The sequence below is a fragment of the Microbacterium sp. AK031 genome, from assembly GCF_024807145.1.
GTDB lineage: Bacteria > Actinomycetota > Actinomycetes > Actinomycetales > Microbacteriaceae > Microbacterium.
Map to the genome: position 1 here is coordinate 541,797 of NZ_JANUCA010000001.1, position 26,539 is coordinate 568,335.

General features: G+C 66.3%; 22 protein-coding genes and 1 pseudogene. 14 read left to right on the forward strand and 9 right to left on the reverse strand.

Annotation, left to right across the window (positions count from 1 at the left end; translation table 11 throughout):
- Positions 1 to 5: 5 nt before the first annotated feature.
- The 3 genes from HDC95_RS02520 to HDC95_RS02530 form a co-directional block, all read right to left on the reverse strand.
- Entirely contained in the window at positions 6 to 1,622 is a 1,617-nt protein-coding gene (locus HDC95_RS02520; protein WP_259061600.1) for a Mur ligase family protein, read from the reverse strand.
- 69 nt (positions 1,623 to 1,691) lie between these two features.
- Positions 1,692 to 2,363, reverse strand: a complete 672-nt coding sequence (locus HDC95_RS02525) for a YcnI family protein (RefSeq protein ID WP_259061601.1) — start codon at positions 2,361 to 2,363, stop codon at positions 1,692 to 1,694.
- Positions 2,364 to 2,486: 123 nt separating this feature from the next.
- Positions 2,487 to 3,056 (reverse strand): hypothetical protein, encoded by a 570-nt coding sequence (locus HDC95_RS02530; RefSeq protein WP_259061602.1) that lies wholly within the window; start codon positions 3,054 to 3,056, stop codon positions 2,487 to 2,489.
- Positions 3,057 to 3,107: 51 nt separating this feature from the next.
- Between HDC95_RS02530 and HDC95_RS02535 the strand changes: the two genes are divergently transcribed.
- Positions 3,108 to 4,418, forward strand: coding sequence for an RIP metalloprotease (locus HDC95_RS02535; RefSeq protein ID WP_259061603.1), 1,311 nt, complete (start codon positions 3,108 to 3,110; stop codon positions 4,416 to 4,418).
- Positions 4,419 to 4,556: 138 nt separating this feature from the next.
- On the opposite strand, the gene HDC95_RS02540 is transcribed toward HDC95_RS02535, so the two are convergent.
- A complete protein-coding gene (locus tag HDC95_RS02540) occupies positions 4,557 to 6,467 on the reverse strand; it encodes an anthranilate synthase family protein (RefSeq protein ID WP_259061604.1) in 1,911 nt (636 codons plus the stop codon).
- Between the two features lie 235 nt (positions 6,468 to 6,702).
- Here HDC95_RS02540 and ispG point away from each other — a divergent pair, with 235 nt between their 5' ends.
- From ispG to HDC95_RS02555, 3 genes are read left to right on the forward strand one after another with little or no spacing between them, the layout of a single operon-like run.
- A complete protein-coding gene (gene ispG / locus HDC95_RS02545; RefSeq protein ID WP_259061605.1) occupies positions 6,703 to 7,854 on the forward strand; it encodes a flavodoxin-dependent (E)-4-hydroxy-3-methylbut-2-enyl-diphosphate synthase in 1,152 nt (383 codons plus the stop codon).
- A gap of 41 nt (positions 7,855 to 7,895) precedes the next feature.
- Complete coding sequence (locus HDC95_RS02550) at positions 7,896 to 8,228, forward strand: nuclear transport factor 2 family protein (protein WP_259061606.1); 333 nt, start codon at positions 7,896 to 7,898, stop codon at positions 8,226 to 8,228.
- Positions 8,228 to 9,094: a hypothetical protein gene (locus tag HDC95_RS02555; protein WP_259061607.1), complete on the forward strand. Its 867-nt coding sequence runs from the start codon at positions 8,228 to 8,230 to the stop codon at positions 9,092 to 9,094. The genes HDC95_RS02550 and HDC95_RS02555 overlap by 1 nt, the downstream gene beginning before the upstream one ends.
- Positions 9,095 to 9,104: 10 nt before the next feature.
- Here HDC95_RS02555 and HDC95_RS02560 read toward each other — a convergent pair whose 3' ends face one another.
- The 3 genes and pseudogenes from HDC95_RS02560 to HDC95_RS02565 form a co-directional block, all read right to left on the reverse strand.
- Entirely contained in the window at positions 9,105 to 9,245 is a 141-nt protein-coding gene (locus tag HDC95_RS02560) for a hypothetical protein (RefSeq protein ID WP_310503219.1), read from the reverse strand.
- A gap of 43 nt (positions 9,246 to 9,288) precedes the next feature.
- Positions 9,289 to 9,369, reverse strand: a pseudogene (locus HDC95_RS16875) (hypothetical protein); the annotation flags it as partial.
- A gap of 52 nt (positions 9,370 to 9,421) precedes the next feature.
- Positions 9,422 to 10,861 (reverse strand): RNB domain-containing ribonuclease, encoded by a 1,440-nt coding sequence (locus HDC95_RS02565; protein WP_259061608.1) that lies wholly within the window; start codon positions 10,859 to 10,861, stop codon positions 9,422 to 9,424.
- A gap of 52 nt (positions 10,862 to 10,913) precedes the next feature.
- Between HDC95_RS02565 and HDC95_RS02570 the strand changes: the two genes are divergently transcribed.
- Genes HDC95_RS02570 through HDC95_RS02580 form a run of 3 tightly spaced genes read left to right on the forward strand, consistent with a single transcriptional unit; the run spans position 10,914 to position 14,511 of the window.
- Positions 10,914 to 11,684, forward strand: a complete 771-nt coding sequence (locus HDC95_RS02570; RefSeq protein ID WP_259061609.1) for an isocitrate lyase/phosphoenolpyruvate mutase family protein — start codon at positions 10,914 to 10,916, stop codon at positions 11,682 to 11,684.
- A 39-nt stretch (positions 11,685 to 11,723) separates the two neighbouring features.
- Positions 11,724 to 13,478, forward strand: a complete 1,755-nt coding sequence (locus HDC95_RS02575; RefSeq protein WP_259061610.1) for a proline--tRNA ligase — start codon at positions 11,724 to 11,726, stop codon at positions 13,476 to 13,478.
- Position 13,479: 1 nt separating this feature from the next.
- Complete coding sequence (locus HDC95_RS02580; protein ID WP_259061611.1) at positions 13,480 to 14,511, forward strand: TIGR00730 family Rossman fold protein; 1,032 nt, start codon at positions 13,480 to 13,482, stop codon at positions 14,509 to 14,511.
- Between the two features lie 67 nt (positions 14,512 to 14,578).
- Here the strand turns inward: HDC95_RS02580 and HDC95_RS02585 are convergent, their stop codons facing one another.
- A complete protein-coding gene (locus HDC95_RS02585; RefSeq protein WP_259061612.1) occupies positions 14,579 to 17,098 on the reverse strand; it encodes a LamG-like jellyroll fold domain-containing protein in 2,520 nt (839 codons plus the stop codon).
- A 292-nt stretch (positions 17,099 to 17,390) separates the two neighbouring features.
- Between HDC95_RS02585 and HDC95_RS02590 the strand changes: the two genes are divergently transcribed.
- The 5 genes from HDC95_RS02590 (at position 17,391) to rbfA (ending at position 24,284) form a co-directional block, all read left to right on the forward strand.
- Positions 17,391 to 19,445 (forward strand): PhoX family phosphatase, encoded by a 2,055-nt coding sequence (locus HDC95_RS02590; protein ID WP_259061613.1) that lies wholly within the window; start codon positions 17,391 to 17,393, stop codon positions 19,443 to 19,445.
- A gap of 196 nt (positions 19,446 to 19,641) precedes the next feature.
- Complete coding sequence (gene nusA, locus HDC95_RS02595) at positions 19,642 to 20,625, forward strand: transcription termination factor NusA (RefSeq protein ID WP_259061614.1); 984 nt, start codon at positions 19,642 to 19,644, stop codon at positions 20,623 to 20,625.
- A 41-nt stretch (positions 20,626 to 20,666) separates the two neighbouring features.
- The gene (locus tag HDC95_RS02600; RefSeq protein WP_259061615.1) at positions 20,667 to 20,939 is read left to right on the forward strand and encodes a YlxR family protein; all 273 of its coding nucleotides are present in this window, start codon (positions 20,667 to 20,669) and stop codon (positions 20,937 to 20,939) included.
- A gap of 59 nt (positions 20,940 to 20,998) precedes the next feature.
- On the forward strand, positions 20,999 to 23,770 hold the full coding sequence (infB, locus tag HDC95_RS02605; protein WP_259061616.1) for a translation initiation factor IF-2: 2,772 nt from the start codon (positions 20,999 to 21,001) through the stop codon (positions 23,768 to 23,770).
- A gap of 82 nt (positions 23,771 to 23,852) precedes the next feature.
- Entirely contained in the window at positions 23,853 to 24,284 is a 432-nt protein-coding gene (rbfA, locus tag HDC95_RS02610; RefSeq protein ID WP_259061617.1) for a 30S ribosome-binding factor RbfA, read from the forward strand.
- 11 nt (positions 24,285 to 24,295) lie between these two features.
- Here rbfA and HDC95_RS02615 read toward each other — a convergent pair whose 3' ends face one another.
- Positions 24,296 to 25,195 carry an A/G-specific adenine glycosylase gene (locus tag HDC95_RS02615; RefSeq protein ID WP_310503220.1) on the reverse strand — a complete coding sequence of 300 codons (900 nt, stop codon included), beginning with the start codon at positions 25,193 to 25,195 and terminating at the stop codon, positions 24,296 to 24,298.
- Between the two features lie 69 nt (positions 25,196 to 25,264).
- Between HDC95_RS02615 and truB the strand changes: the two genes are divergently transcribed.
- On the forward strand, positions 25,265 to 26,158 hold the full coding sequence (gene truB / locus HDC95_RS02620) for a tRNA pseudouridine(55) synthase TruB (RefSeq protein WP_259061618.1): 894 nt from the start codon (positions 25,265 to 25,267) through the stop codon (positions 26,156 to 26,158).
- Positions 26,155 to 26,523 carry a hypothetical protein gene (locus HDC95_RS02625; RefSeq protein ID WP_259061619.1) on the forward strand — a complete coding sequence of 123 codons (369 nt, stop codon included), beginning with the start codon at positions 26,155 to 26,157 and terminating at the stop codon, positions 26,521 to 26,523. Before truB ends, HDC95_RS02625 begins: the two co-directional genes overlap by 4 nt.
- The last annotated feature ends 16 nt before the right edge of the window (positions 26,524 to 26,539 follow it).

The window sequence follows — 26,539 nt, forward strand, 5'->3', positions numbered from 1 at the left end:
CAGCCTCAGTCGGGGTACGGCACCGGCCAGTGCGGCTCGGGAACGGGCCATCCTGCATCACGCAGTGCCCGGCGGGCGAGTTCGCGTGCGGAGTACGGGGTGCGGACGCCGCGGATGTCCCGGTAGTCCTGATGGCCGGGACCTGCCCAGAGGATCGCGTCGCCGTCGCCGACGAGGTCCACCGCGGCGATGATCGCCTTCTCCGGCGGCGAGTACTCATGGATCTCGGCATCCGGTCGCGCCATTCGCGCGCCCTCGATGAGCATCGCCCTGATCGACTCCGGATCCTCGAATCGGGGGTGGTGGTCGGTGATGACGAGGACGTCGCTACCCAGCACGGCTGTGCGCCCCATGTCGTGCCGCTTGGTGGCGTCGCGGTCGCCGTCGGCGCCGAACAGCATCAGCGTGCGGCCAGGCGTCACACGGCGGATCGCCGCGAGGGTCTTCTCGAAGGCGTCTGGTGAGTGGCCGAAGTCGACGAATACTGCCGGGCCCCGTTCGCCGGAGACGAGTTCGGTACGCCCCGGCAAGTAGGCGTCGATGCGGCCGTCGCGCTCGAGGGCGGCGGCGATGCGCTCCCACTCGTATCCGCCCTCGAGCAGCATGACGATCGCGAGGGCGGCGTTCGCTGCCATGTGCGGGCCGATCACCGGAACGACGGTGGTCAGAGTGCGACCCCCGGGACCGGCCATGGTGAAGCGGGTTCCGCGCTGACGCTCTTCATCGATCGTGACCACCCAGTCGGCGCCCGCAGCGACCGACGCATCCGTGGCGATCGCGGGTGTGCCGACGGTGACGACCGGGATCTCAGCTGCGGCGACCACATCGACGCCGGAGGCGGAATCGAGGCATATCACCGCGCGTCGAGCGCGATCGGGCTTGAACAGGGGGAGCTTCGCGGCGAAGTACTCCTCCATGTCCGCGTAGTCGTCGAGGTGGTCGTGGCTGAGGTTCGTGAAGCCGGCGACGTCGAACACGAGTCCGTCGACGCGCTTGCGCGACAGGGCCTGTGCGCTGACTTCGACAGCGACCGCTTCGACTTCGCGCTCTCGCATGAGCGCGAGGAGTGCGTGCATCTCGGATGCTTCCGGCGTGGTCAGCCGCGAGACGATGACCTCGCCGGCGATATGCCGCTCGGCAGTGGACGACAGTCCGGTGACGACGCCGAGCTGATCGAGGATGCCCTCCAGCAGATGAGAGACGCTCGTCTTGCCGTTCGTGCCGGTGGTGGCGAAGAGCAGCGGCAGGTCGTCATCGGCGCCGGTGCCGTACACCCAGGCGCTGAGCGCGCCGAGCACCCCGCGAGGGTCCTCCACGATCACGATCGGCAGCCCGATGTTGCCTGCAATGTCGGCGCCTGCCTCATCGGTGATGACGGCGACGGCGCCCTTCTCTGCGGCAGCGGCGGCGAACACCGCTCCGTGCTGGTTGACCCCCTGGATGGCGACGAATGCCTCTCCGGCGCGGAGATCGGAGGTCGCGAGGGTGATGCCGGTCAGAGTGACATTCGCGGTGTCTCCGCGGGTGTCGGTGGCGAAAAGGGCGGCGAGATCCGTCAGATTCCGCTGTGGCGGAGCATCCGGACGGAGCACGGGAGGAAGGCTGGGCTGTGTGGTCGACATGGCATACCAATGATCTCATGAGCGGCTGCCAGGGACGCGCTCAGGCGCGCCCCTGGCAGCCGTGAGAACCTACGCCGAGCGACGGTAGGCGAGCACTGCGACCACGAGGGCTGCGATGCCGGTCAGCAGCCCGGCGCCACCGAGAACGGCGCCTGCGGGGAATGCCGCGGCCGTCGGCTCCTGCGTCTGCCCCTGGGCCTGTGAGTCCGAGTGCTCTGCATGCGCAGCATCCGTTGTGCCCTCACCGTCGGCGGTGATCGCCACGACCGGCGCCGGTGAGTCGAGGTCATGCGGGTCGGCGCCGTCCTCTGCGATCTCCACCCATTCATTGACGCCGCTCTCGCATGTCTGCTTCACGGGGAACGCCAGGGAATCCGGGGCATCCTCGCCGAGTCGGACGGCCATACTCGCGGCTCCTCGCAAGTCCGAGGGGATCGGGGAGACGGCGGTGTAGGTGACTGCCGAGACGAGGCCGTTGTCCGCGCGCTCGACGGCGATGTCCCAGTTGCCGTCGACTGTCGGGGAGACGGATGTCAACCCTTCCGGCATCGTGACTCGCAGTGCTGTGGTCGGTGAGTCCTCGCAACCATGGGTGAACGAGAAGGTCAGCACGGCGGAGCCGCCGGGTTCGATGGCATCGGGGCTGACTCCGACGTGCGCCTGCGCTGCGGTAGGCGCGGCGAAGACGAGGCCTGCAGCGAGGGCGGCGATGAGTGCGCCGCGACGGGTGATTCGAGACATGAGTTCTCCTGTGTTCAGGTGCAGATCAGATTCTGCGTGCGGGCGCGCCGACGGCGCGCGGAACCGCGGGTGGTGAGCCGTGAGACGGTGTCGTTTCATACGGCAGTGAGCACGTGCGGCTTGTCAGCCGCAGGAGAGCGCGGGCGGTCCGCGGCGAGATATGTCGCCGGTATGGACGCGCGAGGTGAAGCAACGCGCCGTGATGGGCAAGGATGCCGGAACGAGCCAGCCTGCGTGCACTCGCGGCATGCGCGTGCGCAGTGCGGCGCGAACCCAACGTCGGATGACGCCCACAAGCTGTTCGCCGCGCCAGAGCACAGCGATAGTGAGGGCGGCGGCCACGACGTGCGCACCGAGCATGCCGGCATCCGGCGTGACTGTCGACGACAGTGGCTCCAGAGTCATGACGTGATGGTGCCCTGTCACGACAGCGGACGACGCGGTGGCGCCGAGCGCCACGAACAGCACGTGGAAGACCGTCTGCGACACCAGGACCGTGGCGCTCAACCGACCGATGCGCTGCGTACGCCCGACCATCAGTGCTGCAAGCGGAGTGAGGAAGACGCTCAGGGCGATGATCAGCAGCGGGTGCGGGGGAGCGCCGCCGCCGATCGTGTGCGAGACAGCGGCGATGATCGTCGCGATCGACGATGCAGCGGCTCCACGAAGGAGTCGCAGCTGCCGAGAGGTCACGACTCCAGCCTATGCGGCGGATTCCTAGTTCGCGCGCAGTAGCGTTGGGACGTGGAAATCCTGCTGTACGTCGCCGGCATCTTGTTCATGCTGGTCGGGCTCAGTCTGTCGATCGGTCTGCATGAAGTCGGCCATCTGGTGCCGGCCAAGCTGTTCGGCGTGCGCGTTGGTCAGTACATGATCGGTTTCGGGCCTCGGCTGTGGTCCAAGAAGATCGGCGAGACCGAGTATGGATTCAAGGTTCTGCCGCTCGGGGGATTCATCTCGATGTCCGGCATGTACCCGGCATCCGACGGCAAACCGGTGCGTGGACTGTTCCGCACCCTCGTGCAGGACGCGCGCTCCGCGAACGATGAGACGATCGCGGAAGGAGCGGAGGAGCGTGTCTTCTACAAGCTGCCGATGTGGAAACGGATCGTCGTGATGCTCGGTGGACCGGTGATGAATCTAATCCTCGCCGTCATCATCTTCACCGTGCTGGCATCGGGTATCGGCCTTCAGCAGGGCACGACGACGATCGCCGGTGTCAACGAGTGCGTGCTTCCGGCCGGCACGTCGCAGACCGAGTGCGAACCAGGCGATCCGGCGACTCCGGCTGCGGAGGCCGGCGTGATGCCGGGGGACGTACTGGTCTCGATCGCCGGAACACCGGTGTCGACGTTCGCCGAGGCGACCGAGATCGTGCAGGCGGCTCCGGGGGACCGCTTGGACATGGTCGTCTCGCGTGACGGCGAGAACGTGGATCTGACGATCACTCCCATCCCCGCGGAACGCGAACTCACGGATGCCTCAGGACAGCCGCTGCTCGACGAGGACGGCGAACAGATCGTCGCCGAAGTGGGTTACGTCGGAATGCTCTCCCAGATGGGCTACGTCCCGCAGCCGCTCGGGGTGGGGCCCGAGCTCGCGGGCGAGAACGTGAGCCGCGTTGTGGGTCTGATCGCAACGCTGCCGGTGAAGCTGTGGGATGTCGGGGTATCGCTGTTCACCGGCACGGATCGAGATCCGGACGGCCCGCTCAGCGTGGTGGGTGTCGGCCGGCTCGCCGGTGAGGTAGCCGCGACGGATGCGCCGGTACTGAACCGCTTCGTCGTTCTGCTGAACCTGCTCGGCTCGCTCAACATCGCCCTGTTCGTCTTCAACTTGATTCCGCTGCTGCCGCTTGACGGCGGGCACGTCGTCGTCGCCCTGTGGGACGGGATCCGGCGCGCGTGGGCGAAGCTGTTCCGTCTTCCGCCGCCCGCTCCCGTGGATGCTACGCGTCTGGTGCCGCTGACTGTGATCGTGGCGGTTCTGTTGATCGGAATGGGCGCGTTGCTCATGATCGCGGATGTCGTGAATCCGATGGATCTGCTGGGTTAGCGACGCGTCCGCGCCTTCGGCTGGCGCGTCTGCTGCCTTATCGGATCACTGGTGGAGGAACGAGCTCACGAACCCGTGTGGAACGCCTGGTGATGGTCGGTTCGCCGATGTCCTCTGCTGATCAGGCGAATGCACCGATCAGGCGAATGCGTTGCTGATCAGGCGCTCCAGCGTGCGGATGCCGTCGCGAGACAGGATGGATTCGAGGTGCCCCTGCACCGACGCGAACGACGATCCGCGTAAGGCGTAGACATCGCCGTTCGTCGGGTCGGCTGACACTTCGGCCTCACCCGCGGTGGTCGTTCCGGGAGAGACTCGAGCGGTGAACGTGTTGTAGAACCCGATCGAGGCATCCTCTCCGAACACCGGCACGACCTTCTGCAGTCCCTGGTGCGGTGCGGCGAGAGGGGCGAGATCGATTCCGAGCTGGTCCGCCAGAATCTGGTGGCTGAGGCATACGGCGAGAAGCGGCGCGTCGCTCGCGAGGCGACGGGCGACGATCTCACGCATGCGGGCGATGCGGCCGATCGTGGCATCACGAGGATCTCCGGGGCCCGGACCTGCGACGAGCAGTTCTGCGGCATCGACATCTGCATCGGTGACGTCGTTCCACGGCATGATCCTCGCGTCGAGCCCGAGATGGCGCAACTGGTGAGCGAGCATCGTCGTGAAGCGGTCCTCGGCGTCGATGACGAGCGCGCTTCGCCCGGCGAAGGGCCCAGCGGTGCCGTCTTCCTGCGGATTCAGCCAGAACTCGGCGAGGCGGGAATTGCGTGAAGCGAGCAGTTCGGCGACCTCGGGGTCGTCTGCGAGAGAGGTCTCGACGGCCGGAGCGTCAGGGTCGAGTTTGATCTCCGCCGCTATATCCCGGGCGATCGCGCCGATGGCGCCGAGCACACCGGCGGCCTTGCCGTGGGTCTCGCTGACCTCGCCGTAGGGATCGGAATGCCGCACGAGCGTCGCGCCGACCGGTACACGGAGCTGCCCGCCCTCGAGATACACGGTGCGGATCAGAATGGGCGCGTCGACGTCGTGGCCGCCCTCGGCGTTCGGAGCGAAGAGTGCTGCGACTCCCGAGTAGTAGCCGCGCGGTTTGGTCTCGTGGCGACGGATGACCGCGCAGGCGTTCTGCATGGGGGAGCCTGTGACAGTCGGGGCGAACATGGTCTCGCGGAGGATGTCGCGCGGGTCGAGACGGCTGCGCCCGCGCAGCATGTACTCGGTGTGGGTGAGGCGCGACATCTGTTTGAGATGCGGTCCGGTGATCCGGCCACCGTCCGAGCAGACGGCACTCATCATCTTCAGCTCTTCATCGACCACCATGAAGAGCTCCTCGGTCTCCTTGGTCGAGGAGAGGAACTCGACCAGAGTCTCCTTGGTCGCACCGCCTGCAGGGTGGCGGAACGTGCCGGAGATCGGATTCATGGTGACGATGCCGTCGCGCGCCACGACGTGCGCCTCAGGGCTGGCGCCGACAGCGATGTGCCCTGGCGTGATGACGGCGAACGTCCAGTAGGCGCCACGTTCATGGGTGAGCAGCGCGCGGAACCAGGTGAGTGCGGCGGTGCGCTCGTCGCGCACCGGGTCGTCGGATCCGAGGTCTATGGTCGCCGTGTAGTCACGGCGGATGACGAAGTTCGCCCCTTCGCCGCGTCCGATCTCGTCGGCGATCACCCGGGTGACCACCTGCGCGTAGTCCTCATCGCTGATGTCGAAACCGGCGTCTTTCAGCGGCACGGCATCCTGAGGCAGTGCATCCAAGACCGCGCCGAGCGGAAGGTGCTCGTGCCGGTCCACGAGAAGACAGCGCAGTGGAGCAGCGTCATCCTGTGCCTCGAAGCCCCGCTCGCGCACCTGACGATAAGGCACCATCGCGAAGACCTCGCGAGCGGCGCCGTCGACCGTGAGCGGGATGTCAGCGAGCAGGTCGACATCTTCGACATCGCCGGTGAGCAGTTCGACACTCTGCGCTCCGTCGCGGGCGATCAGCACGAAGGATGCGTCCGGATTCCACACGAGTGCGGCGAGCAGGGCTGCGGTATCGGTCATCGAGGTCTCCTGTGCAGGGCTCCGGCTCGGCTCAACGAAAAGACCGCCCCGGAGGCGGTCTGGATTCGTGGGATCGCGAACACACCGCCTAAGAGGCGGGCCACCAGGTGAAGTTCGCGAGCATGGGCCGAAACTATCACAATGCGACGGCCGGCTCCGACGCTGCGGCATCCGAAATCCGGCGCATGGAGCCGGGTTCCAGCCTCCGGCGACCAGGGCGGCGTAACCTTGAGATGTGCCTGCAGTGAATCTTGGGATGCCGCGCGTCCCCGACGTCCTGAGTCCTCGACGCAAGTCCCGACAGATCAAGGTGGGGAAGGTGCTCGTCGGCGGTGATGCCCCCGTCAGCGTCCAGTCGATGACGACGACGAAGACGACCGACATCAATGCCACGCTTCAGCAGATCGCAGAGCTCACGGCCTCCGGCTGCGAGATCGTGCGCGTCGCGGTGCCGCACCAAGATGACGCGGACGCGCTGAAGATCATCGCGATGAAGAGCCAGATCCCCGTCATCGCCGACATCCACTTCCAGCCGCGCTACATCTACACGGCGATCGATGCGGGCTGCGGTGCCGTGCGTGTGAACCCGGGCAATATCCGAGAGTTCGACGGCAACGTCGGCAAGATCGCTGAAGCGGCGAAAGCCGCAGACGTATCCCTCCGCATCGGCGTGAACGCAGGCTCGCTCGACAAGCGCATCCTGCAGAAGTACGGCAAGGCGACCGCTGAAGCACTGGTGGAGAGTGCCGTGTGGGAAGCCTCGCTGTTCGAGGAGCACGACTTCCACGACTTCAAGATCTCGGTGAAGCACAATGACCCGGTCGTCATGGTGAAGGCCTATCGTCTGCTCGCCGAGCGGGGCGATTGGCCGCTGCACCTCGGCGTCACCGAGGCCGGACCCGCGTTCCAGGGCACGATCAAATCGGCGACCGCGTTCGGCATCCTGCTGTCCGAAGGCATCGGCGACACCATTCGCGTCTCGCTGTCAGCCCCGCCGGCCGAAGAGGTCAAGGTCGGACACCAGATCCTGCAATCGCTGAATCTGCGCGAACGCAAGCTCGAGATCGTCTCGTGTCCGTCGTGCGGGCGGGCGCAGGTCGATGTGTACACGTTGGCCGACAACGTGACCGAAGGTCTCAAGGACATGACCGTTCCATTGCGGGTCGCCGTGATGGGCTGCGTCGTGAACGGACCGGGTGAGGCGCGCGAGGCGGACCTCGGCGTGGCATCCGGCAACGGCAAGGGTCAGATCTTCGTCAAGGGCGAGGTCATCAAGACCGTCCCAGAGGCAGACATCGTCGCGACGTTGATCGAAGAGGCCAACCGCATCGCCGCCGAGATGGGACCGGACGCCAAGCCCGGCACCGCCCAGGTCGTCACGGTGTGATCCGCGCAGGCGAACACGAACCCGACTGAGAAGAGGACCCCATGGCTGAGACCATCCTTCCCGCGCCCGCACAGGCGCTCGTGGACGCGATCAATTCCGCAGACACGGAGGCGTTCGTCGATGCGTTCACGCCCGAAGGCTTCGTGAGCGACTGGGGGACGGTCAGATCCGGCCCCGACGGAGTCCGCGCCTGGGCCGGGTCCGATGCAATCGGAGCCGGTGCGAAGATGACGGTGCTGTCCGCTGAGACGGAGGGCGATACGACGCGCATCCGGTTCGGGTGGTCCAGCAGCGTCTTCAACGGAGAGTCAGACGGAATCTTCGTCGTCGAGGGTGACAAGCTGGCGAGCTTCACGATCCCTCCGGCGCACTGATGAGGGCGACGAACGTCACGTTCGCGACTGGTGTCACAAGCGGCGAAGGGCTGGTCACACGCGTCGAGCGGACGCCGGCGGGCGCAATCGTCGTCGTGGACACGACACCGTTCCACCCCGTGGATCACACATGGCCGGATCAGCCAGGGGATGCCGGCGTGCTGAGCTCGAACGGTCAGCAGGTCGCCATCACCGAAGCCGTGATGGCGGCGGTCAGCGATACCGGTGACTTCGCAGTCGGTGTCGACATCCCGGTGAGGCGCGGCGCTGAAGGGTGGACGTGGTTCGTCGGCCATCGCCTCGACGGTGATGCACCGGCGTGGCTCGTCGACGGCGACGCGGTGCGACTCGAGGTCGATGCCGTGCGCCGCAGCGGCCTGAGCCGAGGACACACCGCGTGTCATCTCGCTTCGCTGGCGTTGGACCTCGCGGTGGCTGACCTGTGGCGCAAGGATCCCGGTGCGGACGCGCTCGGCAGCCCCGACTTCGAGAGTCGCGCGAGTCAGACCAGCCGCATCCAAGAGGACGCCAGCGTCGACGAGTATCGGCTCGGGAAGAGCCTTCGCAAAGCGGGATTCGACACTGAGGGGTTCGCTGCCAGCCTGGCCGATCGTGAATCGCAGATCAACGCACAGCTGGCGACGTGGGTGGCGTCGGGGGCGGACAGTCGGATCGAGGTCGACGGTCCCACGATCGTGGATCGCCGCCGGTGGCATTGCGACTTGCCCGAACGCGAGGCGGTGATCCTCTGCGGCGGGACTCATGTGTCGTCGCTCGCCGAGTTCGCTCAGATCTCCGTCGCGCTCGACCTCAGCGACCCGCAATTGCTGGTGATGACGACGACGGTCGATGGCGTAGCGGTCTGAGACGACGCGATCACAGCGAACGCGTCATGAAGACCGACAGCGGATCATCGACATAGTCCGCGAAAGGCTCGCATTCGACGAATCCTTCGCTGAAATAGAGGCTGCGGGCCGCTGTGAAACTGTCTTCCGCGCCGGTCTCGAGCCACAGCATCCTGTCCAGCCTCCAACCTCTGGACGGTGCGTATGCCAACGCCGCTTTCGTTCGCGAGCCGTTCCTGCGTCCAGCCCTGTGCCTGTCGGAGTTCGATGATTCGTGTCTTGTTCACGGAATTCATGCTCGCCTCATATCTCCCGTCAGCACCACGTCAGCATCCCGCCAGTCGGCCGTCAAGGACCCGCCACCAGAGCATCCGCGCCGGCGAATTCCACTTCGCCCTTGCCGATATCAGCGCGCACCAAGCGAACTGACACGGTGTCACCCGGCTTCGCGCCCGCAGGCAGCGGAGCGGATGCCGTCACGGCAGGATCCGCGATCTGAATCGTCGCGCGGTCTTCACGCACTTCGATGACGGTGGCCTCGATGGCGGAACCGACCAGCGGCGTGAGCAGAGCGGCCTCCACGCGATTGACGGTGTCGGCGTTCAGCCGCGAGGCGCGCTGACCCGATTCCCGCATGAGTGCCGGCAGCTCACCCAGCGACTCGCGCGCCCACGCGGGCACCTCTTCACCGCGAGACACGGCGAGGCAGATCGCGAGCGCCCAACGATCCACCAGCCGCCGCAGCGGAGCGGTGGCATGGGCGTACGGCGCTGCGATGGCGGCCTGTTCGATTTCGGTGGGGACCGACCCGTCGAACGTCACGTAGCCCGCGCCCCGGAACAGCGACGCCGCCGCCTCCAGAACAGGCTGCGTGAGCGGGTCGTCGCGATCCAGGGAGCGGAGGTACTCGCCGTACTCGCCGTCCTTCCACGGCCTTCCCAGAGCCTCGATCTGCAGGCGGAACGCCGTGAACGCCTTCTCGTCGGGTTCCGGCATCGTACGAAGCACACCGACCTTCGCGTCGATCATGAGCGATGCCGCGGCCATCCCCGTCATCAGCGAAAGCTGCGCGTTCCAGTTCTCAAGGGGCAGCGGATGCTGACGGTCGATTCCGTAGGTGCCGTCCTCACGCTGCACGACTTCTGCGTCGGGAAGGTTCAGGCTGGCGCCTCCGCGCTGGGCTTCGAGGTCCTGGCGCAGGCCGCCGATCACGGGAAGCAGCGACAGGGCCGACTCCTCGCCGCGGTCGAGCGAGTCCTGCGCGCTGACGTAGTCCAGCTGTGCACGCGAGCGGATCAGTGCACGCTCCAGTCGGAACTCCGACACGACGCCTGCCGCGTCCAGCTCGAACGTCCACACCAGCGCCGGACGATCTTGCTCCGGCAGCAGAGATGCGCGATCCTCGCTCAGTACCCGGGGATGCAACGGGATCGACCCATCGGCAGCGTAGAGCGTCTGGCCTCGTCGTCGGGCCTCGGCATCCACCGCGCCACCGGGTACGACGAATGCGGGGACATCCGCGATCGCATAGCGAACCTCATACCCCGCACCGCGGCGAGCGAGATGCATCGCCTGATCAAGATCCTTCGCGCCCAGCGGGTCGAGCGTGACGAACGGCACATCCCTCAGATCGAGATCGGGTTCCGGTGCGGTGGCAGCCTCGGCTTCGGCGACGGCCTCGGGGGAGAACTCCGTCGGCGCGTCCAGGTCTTCGCGCAGCGCGGTGAGCGCGGCGGCGAGTTCGCTCTCGACGGCGGATGGGGCGATATGTGATCGACGCTGAGGCATGTCTTCACCCTAAGCCGCCCCGTGCTCTCTCCAGCGGCATTAGCGTGGTGGGATGACCGCTGCACACAAGGCTCAGAGCCTCATCTCCCTTTACAACGCACCGGAGATCCTCCGCGTCGTCAACGTGTGGGATGTGATCTCCGCGAAAGCGATCGCCGATGTCTCACAGACCACAGCCCTTGCCACCGCGGGGCACTCCATCGCCGCGTCCTTCGGCTACGCCGACGGCCAGATCCCGCGCGAACTCATGATCGACATGGTCGGCCGGATCGCAGCATCCACCGAGCTGCCCGTCTCCGCCGACCTCGACGACGGTTACGACGACGCGGGTGAGACCACTCGCCTCGCGATCGCGGCCGGCATCGTCGGCGCGAACGTGGAAGACCGCCTGAAGCCGCTCGCAGAGTCGGTCGCCGTCATGGAGGCGATCGTGAAGGCGGGCGAGGCCGAGGGCGTGCCGTTCGCTCTCAACGCCCGCACCGATGCATTCGTGCGCGGCGGCGACCGCCCCGTCGAGGCGAGCATCGCGGATGCCATCGAGCGTGGCCGTGCCTTCCTCGATGTCGGTGCGACCTGCGTGTTCATCCCCGGCCCGCTCGATGCCGATGTCACCCGCCAGCTCGTCGAAGGGATCGGCGAGCGCAAGATCAGCGTCATCGGCGTTCCCGGCGCCCTGACCGCCGCAGAGTATGAAGCACTGGGCGTCGCGCGCATCTCGTACGGCCCGATGACTCAGAGAGTCGCGCTCACCGCGCTGCAGGATGTCGCCGCCGACCTGTATGCGGACGGCGTCATCCCCGCCGGCACCCGTGCACTGAACTGATCGCTGAGAACGGGTGACCACGGTCACTAGACTTGGCGCGTGGTCACTCGTCTCTCGAAATTCTTCCTCCGCACGCTCCGTGAAGACCCCGCTGAAGCGGAGGTCATAGGTCACAAGCTGCTGTTGCGCGCCGGGTACATCCGTCGCGCAGCGCCTGGAGTGTTCACCTGGCTGCCGCTCGGGTTGAAGGTCAAGGCGCGCATCGAAGCGATCGTCCGCGCCGAGATGGCGAACGCCGGTGCGCAGGAAGTGCATTTCCCGGCGCTGCTGCCACGTGAACCCTACGAATTGTCCGGTCGGTGGGAATCCTACGGCGACGGCATCTTCCGCCTCCACGATCGCAAGGGCGCTGACTATCTGCTCGCGCCGACGCACGAGGAGATGTTCACGCTGCTGGTGAAGGATCTGTACTCCTCGTACAAGGATCTTCCGCTGACGATCTATCAGATCCAGGACAAGTATCGCGACGAGGCGCGACCGCGTGCCGGCCTGCTGCGCGGCCGCGAGTTCACGATGAAGGATGCCTACTCCTTCGACTCTTCGGATGCCGGACTCGAAGTCAGCTACCAGCAACAGCGCGATGCCTACGAGCGTATCTTCCAGAAGCTCGGTCTTGAGTACGTGATCGTCAATGCCGACAACGGATTGATGGGTGGCGCACGCAGCGAGGAGTTTCTGCACCCCACCCCGGTGGGAGAAGATACCTTCGTGCGCAGCAACGGCGGATACGCCGCGAACGTCGAGGCGTTCACGACGGCTGTGCCGGATGCCGTCGCCTTCGATGCTGATGCTGTTCCGGTCGTGTTCGATTCACCCGACACACCCACGATCGAGACGCTCGTTGCACACTCGAACGCCGTCCTGGATGGTGAGTACACCGCTGCCGACACGTTGAAGAACGTCGTGCTCGCACTCACCCATGTCGATGGCTCACGCGAACTCGTCGTCGTCGGCATCCCTGGCGACCGCGATGTCGACGAGAAGCGCGCTGAGGTGGCGTTCGCTCCCGCCGAGGTCTCGACAGCGAGCGATGACGACTTCGAGAACAACCCGCTTCTCGTGAAGGGCTACATCGGTCCCTGGACACCGACGGGCGCTGTACTCGGCGAAGACTCTGCCACCGGCATCCGCTATCTCGTCGACCCCCGCGTCAGCGAGGGCACGACCTGGATCACCGGGGCGAACATCGACCAGAAGCATGCGCATTCGGTCGTCGCCGGCCGGGACTTCTTCGCGGACGGAATCGTCGAGATCGCCAACGTGCGCGCCGGTGACCCCGCCCCGGACGGGTCAGGCCCTGTCGAACTCGCCCGTGGCATGGAGATCGGACACGTCTTCCAGCTCGGCCGCTTCTTCGCGGAAACACTGGGTTTGAAGGTTCTCAATGAGAACGGCAAGCTCGTCACCGTCACCATGGGCTCCTACGGCATCGGCATCACTCGCATCCTCGCGATCATCGCCGAGCTCCATAACGACGACAAGGGCCTCATCTGGCCGGCCTCGGTCTCGCCCTTCGACGTGCACGTCGTCGCGGCGGGTCGCGATCAGATCGCATACGACGTCGCGGAGACGGCCTCGGCCGCACTGGAGGCTGCCGGGCTCGACGTGCTCTACGACGATCGCCCCAAGGTCTCGCCCGGTGTGAAGTTCGGCGACGCCGAGCTCGTCGGCATCCCGCAGGTGCTGGTCATCGGTCGCGGTGCCGCCGATGGTCAGGTCGAACTCTGGGATCGTCACTCAGGGGAGCGCGACGCGCTCTCTCTGGACGACGCGATCGAGAGATTGACGTCCTGACATGATCGACGCGCAGCCGGACGAACTCACCGCGGCCGTCGACGAGATCATGGCCGACGCCGGGATCACGAGAAACCGCGCGCTGATCCGACGGATGCTCAGCACCGGCATCCTGCTCGGCCAGGAGGACACCGACCGGCTCGATCTCAAGATCGCTTCCGTGGCGCTCGTGGAGATGCGAGATGCGTTCCGTCTCTTCCAGCCGTATGCCGGGGTGCCGAAGGTCACGGTATTCGGCTCGGCCCGCACGACTCAGGACGACCCGCTATACGTGCAGGCGCGCTCGGTGGCATCCGTGCTCGCGGAACGCGGCTGGATGGTCGTCACGGGCGCAGGCCCCGGCATCATGCAGGCAGCGGCCGAGGGCGCGGGGGAGAAGATGGCGCTCGGCGTCTCGATCCGCCTTCCGTTCGAGGAGAAGCCGGATGCCGTCGTCGCCGACGACACGCATCGCGTGGAGATGAAGTACTTCTTCACCCGCAAGCTCATGCTCGTCAAGGAGTCCACCGGATTCATCTGCCTCCCCGGCGGTTTCGGGACATTGGACGAGATGTTCGAACTGCTGACGTTGCAGCAGACCGGCAAGGCTGAGCCCATGCCGATCGTGCTCCTCGACCAACCGGGTGGCACCTTCTGGAAGGGTCTTGAGCGGTTCATCGTCGAGAGCCTGATCCCGGCAGCGGTCATCTCCGCTGATGACTTCGACCGCGTGCTCGTGACCGATTCCGCAGAGGAAGCCGTCGCCGAGATCACCGGATTCTGGCGCAACTACGACTCCCTGCGCTGGGTGGATGACCTGCTCGTCCTGCGGCTGAAGTACTCGCCGACGGATGCCGAGATCGACATGCTGAACGCCGAGTTCGCGTCGCTTCTCCTGGAGGGTCGGATCGAACGGATCAGTGCCCTCCCGATCGAGCAGGCCGACCGTGACCGAGTGGATCTGCCGCGGCTGGCGTTGCGCCTGCGTCAGCGTGAGGTCGGCGGACTCTACCGCCTCATCGACGCGATCAACGCGCTGAATTCCGCGGTCTGACGCGATCACGACGATCGCCTGCCCTCACGCAAGGCGAGAGCAGGCGATCGGTCATCGCTCCGGTCGATCAGACGCGCATGCGTCGACGTGCACGGACGGCGATCGTCGCGCCGACCGCGAGCAGCGCGCCGCCCAGCGCGAGCAAGGACATCCAGACACCCTGATCGAGCCCGGTGGCGGGCAGTGCTCCTTCCGCCGTGCCTGCGGAGCCGTTCCCGGAATCCGAGCCCGATCCACCGCCCTCTCCTGGTGCGGTCGGGATCGGCGTCGGGGTCGGTTCGACGACCGCCGTGATCGAGAACTGCGCCGTCACGGGGTCTGACGCGCGTGCGCCCAAGGACTGCGTGACCTGCGCATCGTACGATCCTGCGGAAAGCCCGGTCATGGTGATCGTCCATCGGCCGTCCGGGTCCACGACAGCGGCAGTCGTGGCGGCGGCCGTGGTAGTCGAAGCGACCGCGGCCGCGACAACCTCCGACGCCGACTCCGACGTGGCGACGACGACGTCAGCACCCGGCAGACCTGTGCCGCTGAAGGTCACGGATTCCGTCCCGGCGGGAAGCACGCCGCTGGGTGCGGAGGAGATCTGCAGCCCACTCAGATCAGCTCGCTGTGTCAGCCAATCGGCCGGCGTGGTCGCCCGATCGATGATGCGTGTCTCACCGATGCAGCCGTGCCAGCCGTTGCGCGCGGCATCGTCGACCCAGTCCGCCCCGAGGATCCACGGCATCCCTTCGTTCCACGTCATGCCGACGGTGTCCACGGCGTTGCGGAGAACGGGGGCGCCGTCGACATACATCGTCGTGGTCTGGGTCTCAGGGTCGTTCACGATCGCGACGTGGGACCAGCTTCCGGTCATGATCTCTCCCGACCAGTTGACGCGATCGCCCTTCGCGGCGTCCGCGGAGAGAGATGAATACTGGAACTCCCGAAGGTTCGAGATGCCCAAGGCCGTCGGCGACGCGGTGTAGTCCCATCGGCTGGGCGGCATCTCGGTCCAGGAGCGGTTGCCGGTGCGCACCAGCGCCTTGGACCAGCCGTTCTGCGCCGCGTTCCAATCGGCATCCAGCTTCACGAATGTCTCGATCGTGTAGCCGTCAGAGAGATCGACGTCGTTGACGACGGCATCGGGAGCGGTGCTCAAGTAGCTGTAGCGGGTCGCAGATGAGTCGGCGAAGCACACGGCGGCCCCGTCGGACGAGAAGCCGTGCACGTCGGTGCTCTCGACGGTGACGTCACCCCACTCGGCACCGACTGCGTCGGTCGAGGCCGGATCCACCCGCCGCAGGTCGTTGTCTCCGGCGACGTCTTCGATGACGGTGTCGGCGTCGACCACGCCGTCGAGCCCGTTGAATCGCCAGTGAGCGACCGTGCCTTCTGCCTCGACGAAGTCGCGTTCGTCGCCCGGAAGCTCGGTCGAGATCGGATCCGGGCCTTCGAAACCGTCCAGGAGGATGTCTCTGGCTCGTTGCGTCAGAGAGTGCTCGTCCGGCGTGGTGCCCTCACCGAACGTCGGATTGAACCCGGCGAAACGCTCTGCGAAGTCGATGTCGATGCTGTACTGCTGCTGAGCACCCTCCAGGAACGGCTGATCGTAGCTGGCGAGGGTCTCCTGCGGTTTGGACACCACCCACGGCGAAGCGGTCTGGGCGTTGATCTGCCCGTTCGTCAGATCGAACTCGAGGAGGCCGAGATAGCCGTTCCCGCCCTCGTACGCCATCTGATAGTCGATCAGCACCTCATGCACCTCGTGACCGAAGTCGTTGATCTTCGTCAGCCGCGACGCGCCGTGGAAATGGCCGTTGAAGGTGAGGAAGATCTGGTCGTTGCCAGCGATGAGCTTGTCCCAGAGCATGAGCCCGTAAGCCGTCTCGCGGGGAGTCGCGCCGTCAGCCTCGACGTTGAGCACCTCGTGGCTGGTGAGGATCACCGGCAGTGTCGGATGCGCGGCCATCACCGAATCGGCCCATGCGAGGGTGGCGTCGGAGACTCGCCAGGGGAGGGTCAGCACCATGAACTCCTGACCCTCGGCTTCGAAGACGTGGTATCTGCTGAATCCGGTCGGATCGCTGCCCTGATACGAAGGGTCAGCGGCGGCGCGTTCTGTCCCGAACCATCTCAGGAACGGCTCGGCGGTCAGGTCGTAGTCGGTGTCGACGAGCGCGTCGTTGCTGTCGAGCACGTCGTGATTGCCCGTGAGGATCGAGTACGACGCCCCCGCCGCTTCCAGATTCTTCATGGCGTTGTCCGCGGCCTGCCATTCCGCCTCGACCGATGCGCGGTCGACGACGTCGCCTATGTGAGCGGTGAACGGGATGCGCAGCGCGTCCGCATTGTCAGCGATCCACTGTGTCTGGGTGGCGAACGGATCTGTGCCGTAACGAGGCTGGAACTGCTCGGCGGAGTACCGCGAATAGAACTGCGTGTCCGGCAGGACGGCGAAGGTGAAGCGCGACGCCAGGTCGGCACCGTCGTCGACCGTGGATTGCGCCGAAGCCGGCGGCGTTGCCGCCAGGAGCAGACTGGTCGCGACGCCGATGGCAAGAGCGCCGGCTGTGCATCGAGCCGCCAGCCGGGCGCGGCGCATGGAAAGGGAGTGTGGAGAGCGCAACGGGAGTGTCCTTCGAATGGGAGGGATGAGAGACGACGAGGATCGGCCAGTGCCGAGCCGAGAGCGCCTGAGTGACTCGCTCACGATCGTGCGCAGGGGTTGACGGATGGTTGCCGTTCGGTCGACGTCGTGTGGCTCCTTGGCGACTAACGAGATGTCACTGCGGGCGCTGCGGAATGCAGACGTGCACGGAACGGTTCAACGGCCGTTCATGCATCCGTCACCTGACGCGAGGATGCTGACCGAATCACCAGACGAGGAGGATTCGATGACCATTGCAGACAACATCCGTCGCCCGCTTCCCATGGCCGACCACGTCCGCGGCAAGCGCTCCGCTGTCACGTGCGAGCTGAAGTGCGCGAACGCGTGCCTCGGGCCGGAATGCAACACCTCGACGAACCAGGACTTCCGATCCATCGCTTCGGCGGTGTTCTCCCGCCGCGCACTGTTCGGACTCGCCGCTGCGGCAGCCGTGGCGATCGCCGTCGGCGTCGACCGCACCGCACCGGTCTCGGCCCCTGGCGCTGTCGGCGTGGGTGGCCTCGGCGTCTCCAGCGGTAAGCCGGGAACCGCCGGACTCTCTTTCGGCCCGATCGCCTCAGTGCCTGCCGAGGTCGACGCCTTCACCGTGCCGGAGGGCTACACCTGGCGGCCGTTGATCCGTTGGGGCGACCCGCTTTTCTCGAAGGCGCCCGCGTTCGACATCCTCGCGCAGACCGCTGAGGCGCAGAGCGGCCAGTTCGGCTACAACAGCGACTACCTCGACATCATCCCCGACTCGAACGGCAAGACCGGCGTGCTGGTGAACAACCACGAGTACGTCAATCCGAACCTCATGTTCCCGGCCACGACGGACGCTGCAGAGCTGCAGCGCCGCGGCGACATCTACAAGGCCGCTCAGGGCATGTCCGTCGTGGACATCGCACGACGCAAGGTCGGCGAGCCGTGGGCCTACGTCGTCGATGGACGCCGCAACCGCCGCATCACGGTCGAGACCGTGTTCGAACTCACCGGTCCTGCTGCCGGGTCAGACCTCGTCAAGACCGCAGCAGACCCCGAAGGACGTTGGGTTCACGGCACACTCGGCAACTGTGCAGGCGGTACGACGCCGTGGGGCACGGTTCTCTCGGGTGAGGAGAACTTCAACGGCTACTTCGCCTGGGCTGCCGACACGGCAGAGCAGAAGCGCTACTCGAATGGGAGCACGACGTCCACGTCGACGGGCTGGGAAGCGTACGACCCCCGCTTCGATGCGCACAACCCCGACTATGTCAATGAGCCGAACCGCTTCGGATACATCGTGGAGGTCGACCCGCAGGACCCGACCTCCACGCCGCGCAAGCACACCGCCATGGGCCGGCTCAAGCACGAGGGTGCGAACGTGCACGTCGCAGAGGACGGCCACGTGGTCGCTTACATGGGCGACGACGAGCGAGGCGACTACCTCTACAAGTTCGTCTCGAAGAACCGCATCTCGGGGTCTCGCAAGAAGAACCTGGATCTCCTGAGCGAGGGCGATCTCTACGTCGCGCAGTTCAGCGGCAACTCGCCGGTCGCCGAGATCACCGGCACGGGCTCACTTCCCTCCGACGGCGCCTTCGACGGCACCGGCATCTGGGTGCCCCTGACACAGGGCGGCAACAGCGTCGTCCCCGGATTCACCACCGAGCAGGTGCTGGTGTTCACCCGTCTTGCGGCCGACGCGGTCGGCGCCACCAAGATGGACCGCCCTGAGGACGTCGAGCCGAACCCGCTCACAGGGAAGGTCTACGTCGCTCTGACGAACAACACCCGCCGCAGCGAGCTCGACGAGGCGAACCCCGTCACCGGCAACCGCTACGGTCATGTCATCGAACTCACCGAGACCGCAGGACAGTCCGGCACGACGTTCGGCTGGAGCATCCTCCTCCTCTGCGGTGACCCTGCCACGTTTGAGAACGCATACTTCGCGGGCTTCCCGAAGGAGCTCGTGTCGCCGATCTCCTGCCCGGACAACGTCGCGTTCGACTCGGAGGGCAACCTGTGGATCTCGACCGACGGCGCACCGAGCACGATCGGGCGCGCAGACGGCCTGTTCAAGGTGCCGCTCACTGGATCAGAGCGCGGCAATGTCCAGCAGTTCCTGGCCGTGCCTCGGGATGCCGAGACCTGTGGCCCTGTCATCCACGACAAGGAGGGTCTGGTGTTCGTCGCGGTGCAGCATCCGGGTGAAGATGGCACATTCGAGGCTCCGAACTCCCTCTTCCCCGACTACGGCTCGAGCGCACCGGGCGACGTGCCGAACGCGCCTCGACCTGCCGTCGTGCAGTCGTACCGCGCGTGATCTGAGACGAGGGGCGGTCGCCGGGAACGCCCGGCGACCGCCCCTCGCGTACGTCTGCCTGCAGACCCTTCCTGCCGCGGCTCCGCGCTGCGCCGACGCGATCGCCCTCGTGGCACCGAGCGGCGCACACGGGGTATCGTTGTACGGATGTCGCGCATGTGAACCTGCGTGACGAGAGCTGAATAGGGAGGCCGTTATGGACATCGAATTGGGACTGCTGCGCGGGATCGAGAAGGAGAAGGCGATTCCCTTCGACGAACTCGTCGCGATCATCGAGCAGGCCGTTCTGACGGCATACGGCAAGCACGTCTCGGAAGAGGGCGCCATCCCCGAGGGCGTTCGCGTCGAACTCGATCGCAAGACCGGTCACGTGGCGGTGCTCCAGGCGGTCAAGGACGAGGACGGCGCCATCATCGGCGAAGAGGACGCCACCCCGGACGACTTCGGCCGCATCGGCGCGTTCGCTGCCAAGCAGGTCATCAGCCAGCGGCTGCGCGACATCGCGGACGAAGCCGTGCTCGGCGAGTTCAAGGGCAAGGAGGGCGACATCGTCGCCGGCGTCATCCAGCAGGGCCCGAACCCGCGCATGATCCACGTCGACCTCGGCAGCGTGGAGGCCATCCTCCCGCCAGAAGAGCAGGTTCCCGGCGAGGACTACGCGCACGGCTCCCGACTGCGCGTCTACGTCACCGCGGTCGCGAAGGGCCTCAAGGGTCCGCAGATCACCGTCTCCCGCACGCACCCCGGGCTCGTGCGCAAGCTGTTCGCGCTGGAGGTGCCCGAGATCGCTGCGGGACTCGTCGAGATCATCTCGTTGGCACGCGAAGCCGGCCATCGAACCAAGATCGCCGTCAAGGCGAATGACCCCTCGATCAATGCGAAGGGCGCCTGCATCGGTGAACTCGGTCGTCGCGTCCGTGCGGTGACGGAAGAGCTGGCGGGGGAGAAGATCGACATCGTCGACCATGACGCCGATCTCGCCACCTTCGTCGCCCATGCGCTTTCACCGGCCAAGGTGACGAGTTCCTTCGTGCTGGATGCAGGCACCAAGGCGGTGCGTGCCCTCGTGCCCGACTATCAGCTGTCTCTCGCGATCGGCAAGGAAGGTCAGAACGCCAGACTCGCGGCCAAGCTGACCGGTGCGAAGATCGACATCCAGCCCGACAGCATTTTGGACTGAGGGCAGGGTCGCGGAGTCGGCACCCAGCGGCGCGGTGTAAGATGGATACTGTACGAACATGCGTCGGTTGTCGCATGCGTGCTTCCCGATCCGCTCTTCTCAGAGTGGTGGCTCACGACGACGTCCTCATCATCGATGAGCGTGCCGTCATGACCGGGAGGGGCGCCTGGCTCCATCCGACGCAGGAATGCATGGAAGCCGCATTGCGGCGCCGCGCTTTCGCACGAGCCCTCCGTGTGTCCGAACCACTGGACACGCAGACCATCGAGAAACGGCTGAATGGCTATGGAAACAAAGTGAACGGCTCGAAATGAGACCCGTCCGCAACTAGTGGTCTGCCCTGCCTGGGTGGACCGACCCAGACAGGAGAATTGTGGCTGCCAAACCACGCGTACACGAGATTGCCGCTGAGCTCGGCGTCGACAGCAAATTCGCACTCGCAAAGCTGAAGGAGCTCGGCGAGTTCGTCAAGAGCCCTTCGTCGACAATCGAGCCCCCCGTGGCTCGAAAGCTCCGTGCGGCCATCGAAGCCGACAGTGCTGCAGCGCCCAAGGCCGAAGAGAAGCCGGCCGCTGCGAAGTCGGCCGACGCCAAGCCCGGTGCTGCCAAGTCCGGTGCGGCGAAGCCCGGACCGAAGGCACCGACGCCCGGACCTAAGCCCGGCCCGAAGCCGGCGCCTGAGCCCGCACCCGCAGAAGCCCCAGTCGCAGAGACACCCGCACCGGTCGCTGAGGCGCCGGCTGCTGCCGAGACTCCCGCTGCGGCGAAGCCCGCTGCGCAGTCCGACGACAAGGGCGCACCGAAGCCGGGCGCACCGCGTCCTGGCAACAATCCCTTCGCCTCCAATCAGGGCATGGGTCAGCGTCCCGCCGGGCCGCGTCCTGGTAACAACCCCTTCGCCTCTGCGCAGGGCATGGGCCAGCGCCCGACGCCGGGAAACATCCCGCGTCCGCAGGCTCCTCGCCCCGGCGCACCGCGCCCCGGCGCTCCGCGTCCTGGATCCCCCCGTCCCGGTGCCCCGCGCACCGGTCAGGGCGGTCGTCCCGGCGGCGCACCGTTCCAGCAGCGCTCCGGCGGCCCCGGTCGTCCAGGCGGTGCCGGTGGTGCACCTGGTGGCGGTCCCGGTGCTCGTCCAGGTGGCGGCTTCGCAGGTCGCCCAGGCGGCGGTGGTGGCCGCGGTCGTGGACCCGGCGGTGGAACCGCAGGTGCCTTCGGAAAGGGAGGCGGCAAGTCCAAGCAGCGCAAGTCCCGTAGGGCGAAGCGGCAGGAATTCGAAATGCGGTCGGCTCCGGTCGTCGGTGGCGTCAATGTCACCCGCGGCAACGGAGAGATCATCCGCATGCGCCGCGGCGCATCCATCGCCGACTTCGCTGACAAGATCGAGACGCTGACCGGCTACACAGTGCAGCCGGGAACGCTTGTCACGATCCTCTTCAACCTCGGCGAGATGGCCACGGCCACCGAGTCGCTGGACGAAGCGACCTTCGAGGTCCTCGGTGAGGAGCTCGGCTACAAGATCCAGATGGTCTCGCCTGAGGACGAGGACAAGGAGCTCCTCGAGGGCTTCGGTCTCGATCTCGCCAAGGAGCTGGAGGAGGAGAGCGAGGACGACCTCGAGATTCGTCCCCCGGTCGTCACCGTCATGGGTCACGTCGACCACGGTAAGACCCGTCTCCTCGACGCGATCCGCCAGACCAATGTCATCGAGGGTGAGGCCGGAGGCATCACCCAGCACATCGGTGCCTACCAGGTCTGGACCGAGCACGAGGGCCACGAGCGCGCCATCACCTTCATCGACACACCTGGTCACGAGGCGTTCACCGCCATGCGTGCCCGTGGTGCGCAGGTCACCGACCTCGCGATCCTGGTGGTCGCGGCCGACGACGGCATCATGCCGCAGACGGTCGAGGCGCTCAACCACGCCCAGGCGGCGAACGTGCCGATCGTGGTCGCGGTGAACAAGGTCGACAAGCCGGACGCCAACCCGGCGAAGGTTCGTCAGCAGCTGACCGAGTACGGCCTCGTCGCCGAGGAGTACGGCGGAGATGTCATGTTCGTCGACGTCTCAGCCCGTGCAGGAACCGGCATCCAGGAACTCCTTGATGCTGTGCTGCTCGCTGCGGACGCCGGTCTCGACCTGACGGCGAACCCGAACAAGTCCGCTCGTGGTGTCGCCATCGAGGCGAAGCTCGACAAGGGCCGTGGTTCGATCGCGACAGTTCTCATCCAGTCCGGAACGCTGCGTGTCGGCGACTCGATCGTCGCAGGCACCGCCTACGGCCGTGTCCGCGCGATGCTCGACGAGAACGGCGAGGCTGTCGAAGAGGCGGCGCCGTCGCGTCCGGTGCAGGTGCAGGGTCTGAACTCGGTCCCGCGTGCCGGCGATGTCTTCATCGTCACCGAGGAAGACCGCATGGCTCGTCAGATCGCTGAGAAGCGTGAAGCGGTGGAGCGCAATGCGCTGCTGGCCAAGGCCCGCAAGCGCATCTCGCTCGAGGACTTCACCCGTGCACTCGAAGAGGGCAAGGTCGAGACGCTCAACCTCATCATCAAGGGTGACGTCTCCGGTGCCGTCGAGGCACTCGAGGAGTCGCTGCTCAAGATCGAGGTCGACGACACCGTCCAGCTGCGCATCATCCACCGTGGTGTGGGTGCTGTCACCGAGTCGGATGTGAACCTGGCGACGATCGACAACGCGATCATCGTGGGATTCAACGTCCGCCCCGACCCCAAGGCTCGTGAGGCCGCGGCTCGTGAGGGCGTGGATGTCCGGTTCTACTCGGTCATCTACTCTGCGATCGACGAGATCGAGAGCTCGCTGAAGGGCATGCTCAAGCCGGAGTTCGAAGAGATCCAGTCCGGTGTCGCCGAGATCCGCGAAGTGTTCCGCTCCTCGAAGTTCGGCAACATCGCCGGTGTCATCGTGCGATCGGGAACGATCACGCGAAACGCCAAGGCTCGCATCATCCGCGACGGCGTCGTACTCGCCGATGGCCTCGCCATCGAGTCGCTGCGCCGGTTCAAGGATGACGTCACCGAGGTCCGTACGGACTACGAGGCCGGTATCGGGCTCGGCAAGTTCAACGACATCCAGATCGGCGACGAGATCGAGACCACAGAGATGGTCGAGAAGCCTCGCGGCTGATCTGATCAGATGAGGGGCGCCTGCGGGCGCCCCTCATCCGTCACCTGCGTCATCCGCAGCGGCAAGAGTGAAGGATTGAGAAATGGCTGGAGAACGACAGGCACGTCTGGCGGATCGCATCCGCGTCATCCTGGCGGAGCGTCTCGAGAGGGGGCTGCGCGACCCGCGCCTCGGTTTCGTCACCATCACCGACGTCCGCGTCTCCGGTGACCTGCAGCACGCCTCTGCCTTCTATACCGTGCTCGGCACGGACGAAGAGCGAGAATCGAGCGCTGCGGCACTCGCCTCGGCGACCGGCATGCTGCGCAGTGAGGTGGGCAAGCAGCTCAGCACTCGACTGGTGCCGACGCTGGAGTTCATCCCTGACGCGCTTCCGGAGAACGCCGACAACATCACTGCACTGCTCCGGCAGGCGCAGGAACGAGACGCCGAGGTGGCCAGGCTCGCATCCTCCGCCACGCACGCCGGCGACGCAGATCCGTATGTGCGCGCCGATGAGGACGATCAGCAGTAGTCCACTGCTGGTCAGCGCGGCAGCCGCAGCGTGTGCCCCGATGCCTCGGCGAGTCCGTCGGCGATGAGGGAGTCGATCGCGCGGTCTCGTTGCACGCCATCCGGCCAGTCGTGAATGACGGCGTCGAGGGGCATCTCACCGGCGTCCGAATCGCGCAGCGTCTTCAGCACAGCGCCGCGCGCCTGTCGATCAGACCCTTCGTATCGAGCCTGCCGACGGCGCTCGTCGCCGGTGTCAGGGGATCCTGACGTCAGCCAGGCGCATCGGGCTGCGATGGGACAGCGTTCGCACTTCGGCACGCGAGACGTGCACACCGTGGCGCCGAGCTCCATCATCGCCGCATTGAAGACGGCGGACTCCTCGTCCGCATCCGGGAGCAGAGTGTTCATCACCACCAGATCGCGACTTGCGGCAGGCCCTGGTTGAGACCTGCCCTCGATGGCGCGGGCGATGACGCGACGCGTGTTGGTATCGACGACCGGATGCCGGTCACCGAAGGCGAACGCCGCCACCGCCCGCGCGGTGTAGTCGCCGATGCCGGACAGCGCGAGCAGCGCATCGACATCACGCGGGACAGCGCCGTCGTGACGCTCTGTGATCTCGATCGCGGCACGGTGCAGCCACAGTGCACGCCGCGGGTAGCCGAGGTTCGCCCACTGCTGCACGACCTCAGCAGGCGTCGCGTGAGACATGGCAGTCGGCGTCGGCCAGCGTGTCAGCCAGCTCTCCAGATGCGGGATCACCCGTGTCACCGGAGTCTGCTGCAGCATGAACTCGCTGACGAGCGTGCCCCATGGACCGAACTGCGCTTGGAACTCAGGCCGGCGCCACGGGAGATCCCTGGCGTCTGAGCGGTACCAGTCGGCGAGCACCGAAGGCAGGTGCGAGGAGGGTGTCGAGATCACGGGCACCTCGCTAGCCTATGCCGAGCATGCATCTGCGGAAGCAGAGAAGAGCGGAACCCTGGATAGGCTGGGGGGATGGTCGCACCCGGCATACTCCTCGTTGACAAGCCCGGCGGGCTGACCAGCCACGACGTGGTCGCACGCACGCGAAAGGCATTGGGCACACGCAAGGTCGGGCACGCGGGCACACTCGATCCGATGGCGACAGGCCTGCTGGTGCTCGGCGTAGAGGGCGCGACTCGGTTGCTCACGTACGTCGTCGGCGCCGACAAGACGTACAGCGCCACGATCCGGCTCGGCGAGGCGACCTCCACCGACGACGCCGAGGGCGAGATCGTCCGCGCAGCGGATGCTGCGGTCATGGCTGAGGTGACGACCGCGCAGATCCGCGATGGGATCACGGCGCTCACCGGTGACATCTCCCAGGTGCCCAGCACCGTGTCTGCGATCAAGGTCGCAGGGCGTCGCGCCTACGAACTCGTTCGCGCGGGTGAACAGGTGGAGCTCAAGGCGCGGACGGTCACGGTGTCGCGGTTCGACGTACGGGACGAGCGACGCGGCAGCAGCCATATCGACCTCGACGTCGTGGTCGACTGCTCGTCCGGCACGTACATCCGCGCGCTCGCCCGCGATCTGGGAGATGCGCTCGGCATCGGCGGACACCTCACCGCCCTTCGGCGCACGAGGATCGGGCCCTTCGACGTGGCGGATGCCGTCGATCTCGACTCCCTCGCTGCTGCGGCGCCGCTGACGCCGGCCACCGCAGCAGCGGCGATACTGCAGCCGCTCGTGGTCACTGAAGACGACGCACGCGCCCTGCGGCACGGCAAGCGCCTGGGCGATCAGGCTTTCAGACTCGACGGCGCCCTTGCTGCCGCCATTGCTCCCGATGGTGCACTCGTCGGGATAGTGGAGAAGCGCGGGGGAGACCTCAAGAGCGTCATGAACATGCCGGAGGCTGGCCGATGATCCTCTGGTTCACGACGCTCCAGATCGTCGTCGCCATCGCAGCAGGACTCTTCTGCGCCGTCGCCGGTATCGCAGGCAGGCGCCCGAGCGATGTCTCGGTCGGCGCTCTGGCGCTCGTCGAGGCGCTGCTCGTCGTGCAGATCGTCATGGCGATCATCGCGCCGTTCGCGGGCAACCCACCCTCCGGCGACGCCCTGGAGTTCTGGGTGTATCTCATCTCTGCCGCACTGCTGCCGATCGGAGGCGTGATCTGGGCGCTCCTGGAGCGCAGTCGCTGGAGCACAGTCATCCTCGGCGTGGTCGCTCTGGCCGTGGCGATCATGCTGTGGCGGATGCAGGTGATCTGGACAGTGCAGATCGGCTGATGCCGCGGCGCTCGTG